This window comes from Streptomyces sp. NBC_00209, assembly GCF_045206345.1.
Taxonomy (GTDB): Bacteria; Actinomycetota; Actinomycetes; order Streptomycetales; family Streptomycetaceae; genus Streptomyces.
The window spans coordinates 4,934,042-4,946,699 of sequence record NZ_CP108121.1 but is presented as its reverse complement, the minus strand read 5'-3'; the positions used below and the strand labels follow the sequence as shown (position 1 = coordinate 4,946,699).

General features: G+C 71.0%; 13 protein-coding genes. 3 read left to right on the top strand and 10 right to left on the bottom strand.

The genetic code is table 11. From position 1 onward, the window contains the following. The first annotated feature begins 230 nt into the window (after nt 1-230). Nucleotides 231-1,307 carry a M4 family metallopeptidase gene (locus tag OG867_RS22445; RefSeq protein WP_406287865.1) on the top strand — a complete coding sequence of 359 codons (1,077 nt, stop codon included), beginning with the start codon at nt 231-233 and terminating at the stop codon, nt 1,305-1,307. A gap of 11 nt (nt 1,308-1,318) precedes the next feature. Then, on the top strand, nt 1,319-1,585 hold the full coding sequence (locus OG867_RS22440; RefSeq protein ID WP_406287863.1) for a protealysin inhibitor emfourin: 267 nt from the start codon (nt 1,319-1,321) through the stop codon (nt 1,583-1,585). A 28-nt stretch (nt 1,586-1,613) separates the two neighbouring features. Here the strand turns inward: OG867_RS22440 and era are convergent, their stop codons facing one another. The 7 genes from era to OG867_RS22405 all read right to left on the bottom strand — a co-directional run bounded on the left by era (nt 1,614) and on the right by OG867_RS22405 (nt 8,605). Then, on the bottom strand, nt 1,614-2,588 hold the full coding sequence (gene era / locus OG867_RS22435) for a GTPase Era (protein ID WP_328900110.1): 975 nt from the start codon (nt 2,586-2,588) through the stop codon (nt 1,614-1,616). Between the two features lie 92 nt (nt 2,589-2,680). Beyond that, nucleotides 2,681-3,034, bottom strand: a complete 354-nt coding sequence (locus tag OG867_RS22430; RefSeq protein WP_328900111.1) for a cytidine deaminase — start codon at nt 3,032-3,034, stop codon at nt 2,681-2,683. A 61-nt stretch (nt 3,035-3,095) separates the two neighbouring features. Then, nucleotides 3,096-3,449: an MmcQ/YjbR family DNA-binding protein gene (locus tag OG867_RS22425; RefSeq protein ID WP_018103261.1), complete on the bottom strand. Its 354-nt coding sequence runs from the start codon at nt 3,447-3,449 to the stop codon at nt 3,096-3,098. Further along, complete coding sequence (locus OG867_RS22420; protein WP_406287860.1) at nt 3,446-4,741, bottom strand: hemolysin family protein; 1,296 nt, start codon at nt 4,739-4,741, stop codon at nt 3,446-3,448. Before OG867_RS22420 ends, OG867_RS22425 begins: the two co-directional genes overlap by 4 nt. Next, complete coding sequence (ybeY, locus tag OG867_RS22415; RefSeq protein WP_018103259.1) at nt 4,738-5,235, bottom strand: rRNA maturation RNase YbeY; 498 nt, start codon at nt 5,233-5,235, stop codon at nt 4,738-4,740. The genes OG867_RS22420 and ybeY overlap by 4 nt, the downstream gene beginning before the upstream one ends. 9 nt (nt 5,236-5,244) lie before the next feature. Further along, nucleotides 5,245-7,377 carry a PhoH family protein gene (locus OG867_RS22410; RefSeq protein WP_406287857.1) on the bottom strand — a complete coding sequence of 711 codons (2,133 nt, stop codon included), beginning with the start codon at nt 7,375-7,377 and terminating at the stop codon, nt 5,245-5,247. Nucleotides 7,378-7,498: 121 nt separating this feature from the next. After that, nucleotides 7,499-8,605 (bottom strand): PfkB family carbohydrate kinase, encoded by a 1,107-nt coding sequence (locus OG867_RS22405; RefSeq protein ID WP_406287855.1) that lies wholly within the window; start codon nt 8,603-8,605, stop codon nt 7,499-7,501. 340 nt (nt 8,606-8,945) lie between these two features. Between OG867_RS22405 and OG867_RS22400 the strand changes: the two genes are divergently transcribed. Continuing rightward, a complete protein-coding gene (locus OG867_RS22400; protein ID WP_328900115.1) occupies nt 8,946-10,298 on the top strand; it encodes an MFS transporter in 1,353 nt (450 codons plus the stop codon). On the opposite strand, the gene OG867_RS22395 is transcribed toward OG867_RS22400, so the two are convergent. Genes OG867_RS22395 through OG867_RS22385 form a run of 3 tightly spaced genes read right to left on the bottom strand, consistent with a single transcriptional unit; the run spans nt 10,262 to nt 12,552 of the window. Further along, nucleotides 10,262-11,254: an adenosine deaminase gene (locus OG867_RS22395; protein ID WP_406287853.1), complete on the bottom strand. Its 993-nt coding sequence runs from the start codon at nt 11,252-11,254 to the stop codon at nt 10,262-10,264. The genes OG867_RS22400 and OG867_RS22395 overlap by 37 nt on opposite strands. Before the next feature lie 30 nt (nt 11,255-11,284). Continuing rightward, nucleotides 11,285-12,193 (bottom strand): ribonuclease Z, encoded by a 909-nt coding sequence (locus OG867_RS22390; RefSeq protein ID WP_406291119.1) that lies wholly within the window; start codon nt 12,191-12,193, stop codon nt 11,285-11,287. Next, entirely contained in the window at nt 12,193-12,552 is a 360-nt protein-coding gene (locus OG867_RS22385; RefSeq protein WP_406287851.1) for a histidine triad nucleotide-binding protein, read from the bottom strand. The genes OG867_RS22390 and OG867_RS22385 overlap by 1 nt, the downstream gene beginning before the upstream one ends. Nucleotides 12,553-12,658 lie beyond the last annotated feature (106 nt).

Sequence of the window (12,658 nt, the reverse complement as noted above, 5' to 3'; positions counted from 1 at the left end):
GACTACAGGCCCTCGCCGCGGCAGCTAAGAAGAAGCAGCCCGAAACGCATGATGCGTCGAGACTAGCCGAGGGGCGCCCGAGACGTGGGTGCCGTTTCAGTATGCGGGATCGGCGGCCGCCCTTACCCGTACGGGACGACCTAAACGCCCAACAGTGACCAATCACTCCATTTCATCAACCCCAGTTGCAACCAGTGACATTGCGCTTACGGAATGCCACAGTCGTGTGTATGCAGCCTCGTTCACAGCAGGGGTCCCACCCCGTCTTCTGCACCATCGTCCCGCCCCACGTCCTCGACAAGCTGTCCCAGTCCGACGATCCCGCCCTCGCCGATCCGGCCCGCCGCACCCTGGAGTCCGACGCGGCCCGCCGCACCCGCCGCCAGGTGACGACCGTCGCCCGGCCCACCACCCCCACCGAGCCCGACGACGAGGGCACCGCCAAGCCCCACCGCACGCTCTACGACTGCCGCCACGGCACGGACCTGCCGGGCACCAAGGTCCGCGGCGAGGGCGAGAAGCCCACGAAGGACGCCAGCGTCAACCGTGCGTACGCGGGCCTGGGCGCCACCTTCGACCTGCTGCTCACCGCCTACGGCCGGCGCTCCATCGACGGCAACGGGCTGCCGCTGATCGGGTCCGTCCACTACGACGAGAAGTACAACAACGCCTTCTTCGACGGCGAGCAGATGGTCTTCGGCGACGGGGACGGCGAAATCTTCCTCGACTTCACCGTCGCCATCGACGTGATCGCCCACGAGCTGGCCCACGGGCTCACGCAGTACACGGCCAATCTGAGCTATTACGGCCAGTCCGGCGCGCTCAACGAGTCCGTCTCGGACGTCTTCGGCTCCCTCGTGAAGCAGTACTCGCTGGGCCAGACCGCCGACCAGGCCGACTGGCTGATCGGCGAGGGGCTGCTCGCGCCCCGGGTCCAGGGCGTGGCGCTGCGCTCGATGAAGGCGCCCGGCACGGCGTACGACGACGACGTGCTCGGCAAGGACCCGCAGCCGGCGTCCATGGACGACTACATCCACACCGGCGACGACAACGGCGGCGTCCACCTCAACTCCGGCATCCCCAACCGCGCGTTCTACCTCCTGGCCACCGCGCTCGGCGGCAGTTCCTGGGAGCGGGCGGGCCAGCTCTGGTTCGATGTGCTCACAGGTGGTGAACTGGCGGTGGACGCGGACTTCGCGGACTTCGCCCGGCTGACCGTGGCGGCGGCGCGCAGCCGCTTCGGCGAGGGCGACGAGGTGGAAGCCGTCCTCAAGGCGTGGTCGGAGGTGGGCGTTCCGACCGACTAGGAGGACACCGCATGCGGATCCAGGTGAGCAGGACCGGCGGCTTCGCCGGCATCGCGCGCCAGGGCGAGATCGACACCTCCGGACGGGCCGACGCCCAGGAGTGGGAGGCCCTGGCCGGCTCGGCACTCGCCGACGGCCGGGCCGCCGCCCCCCGGGGCGTCCCGGACGGCTTCAGCTACCGGATAACGGTCGACGGCGAAACCGTGCACTGCGCGGACCCGCGCCTGACCGAGTCCCAGCGCGCCCTGATCTCACGCGTCCTGAAGGAGGGCGCGTGAGATCAGGCCCTGAAGGGCCTGGCAGGTCTCAGAACCCGAGCTTGCGCAATTGCTTGGGATCGCGCTGCCAGTCCTTGGCGACCTTGACGTGCAGGTCGAGGAAGACCGGGGTGCCGAGCAGGGCCTCGATGTGCTTGCGGGACTTGGTGCCGACGTCCTTCAGGCGCTTGCCCTTCGGGCCGATGATGATGCCCTTCTGGCTGGGGCGCTCGATGTAGACGTTGGCGTGGATATCCAGCAGCGGCTTGTCCGCCGGCCGGTCCTCGCGCGGCAGCATCTCCTCCACGACGACCGCGATGGAGTGCGGAAGCTCGTCCCGTACGCCTTCGAGCGCGGCCTCGCGGATCAGCTCCGCGACCATCACCATCTCCGGCTCGTCGGTGAGGTCGCCCTCGGGGTAGAGCGGCGGGCTCTCCGGCAGGAGCGGGGCGATCAGGTCGGAGAGCAGGTCGACCTGCTGGTCCTTGACGGCCGAGACCGGGATGATCTCCGCCCACTCGAAGCCCAGCTCCTCGCCGAGCCGGGAGACGGCCAGCAGCTGTTCGGCGAGCTGCTTGGATTCGACCAGGTCGGTCTTGGTGATGATCGCGATCTTGGGCGTCTTCCGGATGCCCGCGAGCTCCTTGACGATGTACTTGTCGCCGGGGCCGAGCTTCTGGTCGGCGGGCAGGCAGAAGCCGATCACGTCGACCTCGGCCCAGGTGGTGCGCACGATGTCGTTCAGCCGCTCGCCCAGCAGGGTGCGCGGCTTGTGGAGCCCGGGGGTGTCGACCAGGATCAGCTGGGCGTCCGGGCGGTGCACGATGCCGCGCACGGTGTGCCGGGTCGTCTGCGGCCGGTTGGAGGTGATGGCCACCTTCCGCCCGACCAGAGCGTTCGTCAGGGTGGACTTGCCCGCGTTGGGGCGGCCCACGAAGCAGGCGAAGCCGGCCCGGTGGGGGGCGGGGTTCTCGGCCTGCCGCGCGGCGGCTTCAGGGTTAGGTCGAACGCTCATGGCGCCCATTGTCCCCGATCCCGGGGGCGGCGGGGCACCGAGGCGTCCGCCACGGCCTCCGGGGCCGGTCCGGACGGCCCCGGGCCCCGCCCGTACGGGGGTCAGCCGGCGGTGACGCTGAGCCGCAGCTGTCCGTCCGGCCCGGCGAGCAGCACAGGCGTACCGGCCCCGCCCAGGTCCCGTACGGCGGCCCGGTCCTCGTCGGAGGGGGCCTCCGCCTCGGAGACGATCGCGGCGGCCTCCAGGGACTTCGCCCCACTGGCCACCGCCATCGCGACGGCCGTCCGCAGCGCGCTGAGCTTCAGCGACTCCAGCTCCACGGTCCCGGCCACATAGGTGCGTCCGGTCTCGTCCCGGACGGCCGCGCCCTCGGGGACGCCGTTGCGGGCGCGGGCGCTGCGCGCCAGGGTGACGATCTTGCGGTCCTCGGCGCCGAGGTCGGTGGTCTCAGTCATGTGCCGAGCATACGAAGCCCGGCGCGGACCGGGGCGGGCGGGAGCCCCGGCCCGGTACGCCTCAGGGGCGGTCGAGCCGCAGCCGCTCCGCCTTCGGCAGCCCGGCCACCACCAGGTCGTAGCTGTCCTCGATCAGCTCGCGCAGCTTCGCGTCGGGCAGTCCGGAGACGGTGACGGTGTTCCAGTGGCGCTTGTTCATGTGCCAGCCGGGCACCACCGCCTCGTACTCCTCGCGCAGCCGCACCGCCTCGTCGGGGTCGCACTTGAGGTTCACCGTGAGCGGCCGGCCGTCCAGCGCGCTGAGCGCGAACATCTTGCCGAGCACCTTGAAGACGGACGCCTCGGGCCCGAACGGGAACTCCTCGGCACTCGCGTTGAAGCTCAGGCAGAAGGCCCTCAGCTGCTGCGGGGTCATTCCGGCGTCTCCTCCTCCTCGGGAGCCACCGGCTCCACCAGCACCGTGACGATCTTGTTGCGCCGGCCCGCCGGGGACTCGGCGGTCAGCCGCAGCCGCCGCCCGTCGGGCAGCCCGACCTCCGAGGACGCGCCGGCGATCGGGACCCGGCCCAGCGCCTTCGCGAGGAGCCCGCCGACCGTCTCCACGTCCTCGTCGTCGTACTCGTCGAGGCCGAACAGCTCGCCGAGGTCCCCGATGTCGAGCCGGGCGGTGACCCGGAAGCAGCTGTTCTCCAGCTCCTGGACGGGCGGCAGCTCGCGGTCGTACTCGTCGGTGATCTCGCCGACGATCTCCTCCAGGATGTCCTCGATGGTGACGATGCCCGCCGTGCCGCCGTACTCGTCGATGACGACGGCGACGTGGCTGCGTTCCTGCTGCATCTCGCGCAGCAGGTCGCCGGCGTTCTTCGTGTCCGGCACGAACGACGCCGGGCGCATCGCCGTGGAGACCGGGTCGGCCTCCGAGTCCCGGTTGATGTGCGTCTTGCGGACCAGGTCCTTGAGGTAGACGATCCCGACGATGTCGTCCTCGTTCTCGCCGGTGACCGGGATCCGCGAGAAGCCGGAGCGCAGGGCGAGGGTGAGCGCCTGACGGATCGTCTTGTAGCGCTCGATGCAGACGAGGTCGGTGCGCGGGACCATCACCTCGCGCACGAGCGTGTCGCCGAGCTCGAAGACGGAGTGCACCATGCGGCGCTCCTCGTCCTCGATCAGTGACTCCTGCTCGGCGAGGTCCACCATGGCCCGCAGCTCGGCCTCGCTGGCGAACGGGCCCTTGCGGAATCCCTTGCCGGGGGTCAGCGCGTTGCCGAGGAGGATCAGCAGCTGCGGGACGGGCCCCATGATCCGGGCCAGCGGCAGCAGCACGTACGCCGACGCGGTCGCCGTGTTCAGCGGGTGCTGGCGGCCGATGGTGCGCGGGGAGACGCCGATCGCGACGTAGGAGACCAGGACCATCACGCCGATGGCGACGGCCAGCGCCTCCCAGGTCTCCGGGAACTCCTTCAGGCAGGCGTACGTGACGAGCACCCCGGCGGCCATCTCGCAGGCGACCCGCACCAGCAGGGCGACGTTGAGATAGCGCGTCGGGTCCGCCGCGACCTGTTCCAGCTTGGCGCTGCCGCGCCGGCCCGAGCGGACCGCCTCGGCGGCCCGGAAGCTCGACGTACGGGCGATGCCCGCCTCGGCGCAGGCGGCCAGCCAGCCGACGACGACCAGCAGGACGACGCCGGAGATCAGGGGCAGGCTCACGAGACGGTCGGGGCGGGGGACGGCCCGGTCAGCCCGCGCTCACCGCGCCAGCCGTCCACGATGGCCGCCTGGAGGCCGAACATCTCGGCCTTCTCGTCCGGCTCCTCGTGGTCGTAGCCCAGCAGGTGCAGCACCCCGTGGACGGTGAGCAGCTGGAGCTCCTCGTCCATGGAGTGCTGGGTCTCGGCTTCCTCGCCCTGCCGCTTGGCGACCTCGGGGCAGAGCACGATGTCACCGAGGAGCCCCTGCGGGGGCTCCTCGTCGTCCTTGGCCGGCGGACGCAGCTCGTCCATCGGGAAGGACATGACATCGGTCGGGCCCGGCAGGTCCATCCACTGGATGTGCAGCTGCTCCATGGCCGCGGCGTCCACCACGATCACCGAGAGCTCGGAGAGCGGGTGGATCCGCATGCGCGCGAGCGCGTAGCGGGCGATGTCGAGGATCGCCTGCTCGTCGACCTCGGTTCCGGACTCGTTGTTGACGTCGATCGACATGGTGCGCTGCTACTGCTTCCCGTTGTGACGGCCGCGGCCCCGATGGTCGCCGCCGTCCTGCTCGCCCTTGCTGTTGTCGTACTTCTCGTACGCGTCGACAATACGGCCGACCAGCTTGTGCCGGACGACATCCTGCGAGGTGAGCCGGGAGAAGTGCACGTCGTCGATGCCCTCCAGGATGTCCTGCACCTGGCGCAGACCGCTCTTGGTCCCCGTCGGCAGGTCGACCTGGGTGACGTCACCGGTGACGACGATCTTGGAGTCGAAGCCGAGCCGGGTCAGAAACATCTTCATCTGCTCGGCGCTGGTGTTCTGCGCCTCGTCCAGGATGATGAAGGCGTCGTTCAGGGTGTTGTGTGTCAGCAGGTAATCCTGGGTCACGTACAGCGAGTCCTCCGCCGCGACCTGAATGCACACCGCTTCCTCACGGCCCGCCGGTTCGATGCTGTCGATGAAGCGCATGGGCCGTCCGCCGCCACCGGCGACCCGGTACTTCTCGGCCTTGCGGGAGAGGCGGAAGGGCTCGATGCCTTCCGGGAGGCGGATGTCGACCACGTGGGCGTCGTAGCGGTGATGGACATCGCGTCCGCGAGCGCGTCCCGGCGTACGCCCTTCGGCAGCGCGGCGGCGTGCGTAAGCGACCCCGCCCAGCGACTGCACCAGGGCGATGACGTCGTCACGCAACATGCTCGACGCCGTTGTGTACTGGACACGGCACGTGCGGTCCGCCTGAGTAACCGGGCCGCCGTCGGCGTCGAGCAGCCCTTGAAGGACAGCAAGACGAACATCGGCGGAGTTGAAAAGGTACGCGTCCGGAACGAACTTGGAGTGGGAGCGCGTGCCCACCAGATCGAGCTCACGCAGCGCACGAGTGACCGGGTTCTCCAGCGTCACCACATCGCCCGGAGCCTTCTCCCGGTTCAGGATGTAGTCGGGGCCGCCCTTGTGACGTACGGAAACGCCTGGCAGCGAGCTCTCCAGGGCCTCGGCCAGCTCGGGGTCCTCGGTGGCGAACGAGGGGGTCGTCGAACCGGTCAGGCAACCATCGCCCAGCAGCAGCCCCAGCGCGTACGGGTCCATCGGAACCTCGCGCTCGGGAAAGCTGACCGGGGCGGTGAGCATCGGCAGTTCGTAACGACGCGCGTGGGCCGCGCGGAGGTTGCCGATCATCTCCTTGGTCTCCAGGACCCGCCACGGCTTGTCCCGCCGCTTGTCCGACGCGGTACGAACCGTCCACAGGTGGTCACCACAGCACAGGGTCCAGGAGCCGTCCTGCGCGCCGAGTCGGTAGATGTCCTTCTCACCCTGCGGGTACACGCCGAGCACCGGTGTAGGCGCACCGTCGGAGCCGATGACGAGGTCACCGACCTCAAGGGTGCCGATCGGGCGCCAGCCGTCCGGCGTCAGCACATTGGTGAAGACGGGTTGGGCTCTTCCGCGCATGTACGCCAGAGGCGCCACCTCGATCGTGCCCGCCGCCATCAGGCGCGGGATCGAGTCGGGGTCGAGCATGTCGTGCAGGGCGTCGTAGAGCGGGCGCAGGTACGGGTCGATCTTGTCGAACAGCGTGCCGGGGAGGAAGCCCAGGCGCTCGCCCGCCTCGACCGCCGGGCGGGTCAGGATGATGCGGCTGACCTGCTTGGACTGGAGGGCCTGGACCGCCTTGGCCATCGCCAGGTAGGTCTTGCCCGTACCGGCGGGGCCGATGCCGAAGACGATCGTGTGCTTGTCGATCGCGTCGACGTACCGCTTCTGGTTGAGCGTCTTGGGGCGGATCGTGCGGCCGCGGCTGGAGAGGATGTTCTGCGTCAGCACCTCGGCCGGGGTCTCCGTGCCGTCCGCCTGGCCGTTGTCGGTGGCCTTGAGCATCGCGATCGACCGTTCCACGGCGTCCTCCGTCATCGGCTGCCCGGTGCGGAGCACCAGCACCATCTCGTCGAACAGGCGCTGGATCAGGGCGATGTCCGCCACGTTGCCCGTCGCGCTTATGTCATTTCCCCGGACGTGGATGTCGGCCGCCGGGAACGCCGCTTCGATCACGCGCAGCAGCGAGTCGCCCGCTCCCAGGAGCATCACCATCGGGTGAGCGGCCGGGATGCTGATGTGGGCACGCGCCTGCGGCTGTGTGGGTGACTGAGTCATGGGCCGGCCCTCGGGCCTGCGCATACCTCCTGTTACAGGGTTCTCGCTGCTCGAAAACCTCGTGTGCCTCAAGCCTACGACTCCGCACTGACAACACCAGGGGTTTTACGGGGCAGTGGGGTCAGGCGCGGAAACCGATCGTGGGCACGGCCCGGCGCAGCGGCCAGGGCCGGGCGGCGGCCGGCAGCAGGTCGTCCAGGAAGGCGTAGCGCCGCAGCGCGGCCGGGTCCTGTCCGGCGCAGCCGCGCACCTGCTGCCACCAGGCGGCGATCTCCGCCCAGCCGGGGGCCGAGAGCGAGCCGCCGAACTCCTGGACGGAGAGGGCCGCGGTCAGCCCGGCGAAGGCGAGGCGGTCGGCGAGGGGCCAGCCGGCCAGGGTGCCGGTGACGAAGCCGGCCACGAAGACGTCGCCGGCGCCGGTCGGGTCCAGCGCCTCGACCTCGATGGCCGGGACCTCGGCGGCGGTACCGGTGGCGGCGTCGACCGCGTAGGCACCCTCGGAGCCCAGGGTGACGACGGCGAGCGGTACGCGTTCGGCGAGGGCGCGCGCGGCGGCCCTGGGGCAGTCGGTGCGGGTGTAGCGCATCGCCTCCTCGGCGTTGGGCAGGAAGGCGTGGCAGTGCTCCAGGCCGCTCAGGGCGTCCAGGTCCCAGCGCCCGGTCTCGTCCCAGCCGACGTCCCCGAAGATCAGGGCCCCCCGGCGGGCGGCCTCGGCGACCCAGGGTTCGGTGCGTCCCGGCACCAGCGAGGTGACGGCGGCCCGGGCCCTGGGCGGGCAGCGGGGGAATGCGGGGGCCTCGGGCGAGGCGGTGGTGGGGAGCGCCGGGGCCTCGTGGCCGTGCGAGACCATCGTCCGCTCGCCCTCGTACGCCATGGAGACGGTCACCGGGGAGTGCCAGCCCCGGACCGTGTGCGAGCGGGAGAGGTCGATGCCCTCGCCCTGTTCGAGCGCGTCCCAGCAGTACTCGCCGTAGTGGTCGTCGCCGAACGCGGCGGCCAGGGAGGTGCGCAGGCCGAGGCGGGCCAGCGCGGTCGCCATGTTGGCGACGCCGCCGGGGCTGGAGCCCATGCCGCGCGCCCAGGACTCGGTGCCCCGCACGGGGGCGCTGTCCAGGCCGGTGAAGATGATGTCCAGGAAGACCGTGCCGGTGAGGAAGACGTCGCAGTCGGGGTCCTGCGGGGCGCGCAGCCCGTCCAGCGGGTCGATCTGCGGAATGTCAGCGCTCACCTTGCACTCCCCGGTCGTGGCAGTTGCGGCCAGTGTGCCCGAAACGCGGCGGTGATGGACGCGTGCGCGCCGCGCGTGTGTTCACGGTCGCTGACCTGCATAAACATGCGCGATTACCCATCCACGAACCACGCAAACACAAAAGTGTCCCAGATCACATAACGCCGGCTTTCGGTGGGCCGGGAGCACTTGATACAAATTGGCCCGCGAGCACCGTTGGAGACGTACCCGACGGAAGCGCCGATTTCTCGTATTTCCCCCTCTGCTTCGCCTCTCTGCTTTCCCCTGCTTGGCCCCCCTCTGCCTTCTGCCGTATCTCGGCATGTCTTCAGGAACGCCCATGTCCTCGCGCCCTCGCGCCGCGTGGCCCCTGGTCGCCGTGTTCACCGCCGGTTACCTCGCCGCCTATCTCCTCCCCACCATCGTGGGACGGCTCTCCGTCTATCTGGGCCTGAGCACGGCTCAGGCCGGGCTCGTCGGCAGCGCACTGCTGCTGAGCTCGGCCTCCGCCGGCTTCTCCCTGGCGGGACGCGTGGAGACGTACGGACCGTGCAGACCGGCGCGTGTCGGACTGATCCTGTGCGTGGTGGGGTACGGCTGTGCGGCGCTGGCCGGCACCGTGCCGCTGGTGGTCGCGGGCGCGATGGTCGGCGGCTTCGGCTCCGGTACGGCGACCGCGGTCGCGGCGGCGGGCATCGCCGCCCAGAGCGACCCGCACCGCACCTCGTCCCTGGGCCTGTTGAGCGTCTCGGCGACCGCGGGCGCGCTGTATCTGACGGTCCCGCACCTGGGCGGCGGCCACCGGCTGCCGTTCGCCTCGATCGCCCTGGTCGCGCTCCTGGTCTGGCCGGCCACCTCCCGGCTCGGCGGCTCGGCCGCGGCGGGACCCGCCGTCCCCGCGAGGGGACGGCTGCCGCACCGCCGCTCCGGACTGGTGCTCGCGGGCGGCATGCTCATCTGGTCGATGGCGCAGAACGCGCTGTGGGGCGTCAGCAGCCGGATCGGCGTGGACCAGGTCGGGCTGTCCGAGGTGACGATCGGCGCCGTCTTCGCCGCCGCGCTCGGCGCCGGGCTGCTCGGCGTGATGGGCGCCGGGGTGCTGGGCTCGAAGCTGGGCCGCGCGGTCCCGATCGGTGTGGGCACCGCCGTCATCGCGGGAAGCATCGTGCTCAGCTCGTCCGCCGGGAGCCTCGGCTCCTTCGCGACCGGCGAGATCCTCTGGAACACCGTCTACCCGGTGGTCCTGTCGTATCTGATCGGTCTGGCCGCCTCGCTCGACGTACGCGGCCGGTGGGCGGTCCTCGCGGGGTCCGCCTCGTCCGTGGGCGTCGCCTGCGGGCCGGTGCTCGGCAGTGTGTTGTCGGAGGAGGCCGGCTTCCCCGGGATGGGCCTGGTCCTGGGTGCGGCGACGCTGCTGATAGCGCTCCCGGTGACGGCTGTCGCCCTGCACATCGGCGGCCGTCCGCTGGTGCCCGGTTCGGTACGCCGCCGGGGCGGTGCGCCGGCGGCCCTGCTGGCGGTCACCACGGGCGCGGTGCCCGGGGCGGTGCCCAAGGTGGGCGCGCCCGAGCAGGCCGTCGCGGAGATCAGCATCCCGGCCCTGCGGCGCAGGCGCCTCGGCAGGAACGCGTTCCGCACGGCCGGCCCGGAGGGCGGTCAGTCGAACGCGTACGCCTCGACCTCGGACAGGTAGCGCGCCCTGCGCTCCTCGTCGTGGTCGAGGAAGGCCGCCCGGAAGCTGTTGCGGGCGAGGGTGCGCAGCTGCTCGCGGTCCAGGCCGAGCGCTTCGTGGACGGCGTGGAAGGTGTCTCCGACGTACCCGCCGAAGTAGGCGGGGTCGTCGGAGTTCACCGTGCAGAGCAGCCCGGCCTCCAGCATCGCGGGCAGCGGGTGCTGCTCCAGGGTGTCGACCGCGCGCAGCCGTACGTTGGACAGCGGGCACAGCGTGAGCGGTACGCGGTCCGCGACCAGCCGCTTCACCAGGTCCGGGTCCTCCATGCAGCGCAGCCCGTGGTCGATGCGCTCCACGCCCAGGACGTCGAGCGCCTCGCGGATGTACGAGGGCGGGCCCTCCTCGCCCGCGTGGGCGACCTTGCGCAGGCCGAGCTCCCCGGCCCGCTCGTACACCTCGCGGAACTTCACGGGCGGGTGGCCGACCTCGGCGGAGTCCAGGCCGACGGCGCTGATCCGGTGCAGGTGCGGCCGGGCCGTCTCCAGGGTCTCCAGGGCCGATGCGGCGGACTGGTCGCGCAGGAAGCACATGATCAGCTGGGTGGAGATGCCGTGTGTCTCCTCGCTGCGCTCCAGCGCCCGGCCCAGGCCCTCGACCACGGTGGCGATGGGCACGCCGCGCGCGGTGTGGGCCTGCGGGTCGAAGAAGATCTCGGCGTGGCGGACGCCCTGGGCGGCGGCGCGGGCGAGGTAGGCGTCGGCGAGCTCGGCGAAGTCGTCCTCGGTCCGCAGCACGGCCATGAGGGCGTAGTAGAGGTCCAGGAAGCTCTGGAGGTCCTCGAAGAGGTACGCGGTGCGCAGGGCTTCGGTGTCCGCGTACGGCAGGGTCACGCCGTTGCGCGCGGCGAGCGCGAAGGCCAGTTCCGGTTCGAGGGTTCCCTCGATGTGGAGGTGGAGTTCGGCTTTGGGGAGGTGCACGGTGATCTCAATCGTGTGGGGAGGGTGGTGCTACGCGTGGCGGCTGGGGACCGGTACGCGGGTGAGGTCCTGGGCAACAGTCAGTTCGCCCTCGTAACCGGCCGCCCGGGCCTCGGCCTCGAACGCCTCCGGTTCCGGATAGCGCTGGGAGAAGTGCGTCAGGACGAGGTGGCGTACGTCCGCCTCCCGGGCGACCCGGGCCGCCTGGGAGGCGGTCAGGTGGCCGTGGTCGGCGGCCAGCCTCCGGTCCGCGTCGAGGAACGTCGACTCGATGACCAGCATGTCGCAGCCCTCCGCGAGGGCGTACACCCCGTCGCAGAGCCTGGTGTCCATGATGAACGCGAACCGCTGTCCGCGCCTGTGCTCGGACACGTCGGCGAGCGTGACCCCGCCGAGGGCGCCCTCGCGCTGGAGGCGTCCGACGTCCGGCCCCTTGATGCCGTGCTCGGCGAGCTTCGCCGGCAGCATCCGCCGCCCGTCGGGCTCGGTGAGCCGGTAGCCGTAGGACTCGACGGGGTGCGAGAGCCGGTGGCTGTCGAGCGTGTACGCGGCGGTGGTGGCCAGCGGTCCGTCGGCGGCGACGGGGGCCTCGGTCAGCTTCACGGTCTCGCGGTAGGCGGTGGCGTATCGCAGCCGGTCGAAGAAGTGCTGTCCGCTCGCCGGGTAGTGGGCGGTCACCGGGTGCGGGACCTGGTCGAGGTTGATCCGCTGGATCACCCCGGCCAGGCCCAGCGAGTGGTCGCCGTGGAAGTGCGTGACGCAGATCCGGTTGATGTCGTGCGCGGCGACTCCGGCCCGCAGCATCTGGCGCTGGGTGCCCTCGCCGGGGTCGAAGAGGATGCCCTCGCCGTCCCAGCGCAGCAGATAGCCGTTGTGGTTCCGGTGCCGTGTCGGGACCTGGCTGGCGGTCCCGAGCACGACGAGTTCGCGGGCGGACACTATCCGGGCGGCCATTCCAGGCCCCGGCCGCCCAGGACGTGCGCGTGCGCGTGGAACACGGTCTGGCCGGCGCCGGCACCGGTGTTGAACACGACCCGGTACCCGGTCCCGTCGATCTTGTCGTCGGCGGCGACGTTGCCCGCCTCGCACAGCACGTCGGCGAGCGCCTGCGGTTCGGCGGCGCCGAGCGACGCGGCGTCCGGGTAGTGCAGGCGCGGGATGACGAGTACGTGGGTGGGGGCCTGGGGGTTGATGTCGCGGAACGCGACGGTGGTGTCGGTCTCGCGGACGATGGTGGCCGGGATGTCCCCCGAGACGATCTTGCAGAACAGGCAGTCGGGCTGCGGTTCTCCTGCCATTCGCTTACGCGCTCCTTGGGCTCGGGTGATCCGTTGCGGGCCAGCCTATCCGGGGGCGCTGCCCCCGTACCCCCGCTCCTCAACCGCAGGAGGGGCTTGATTCTGC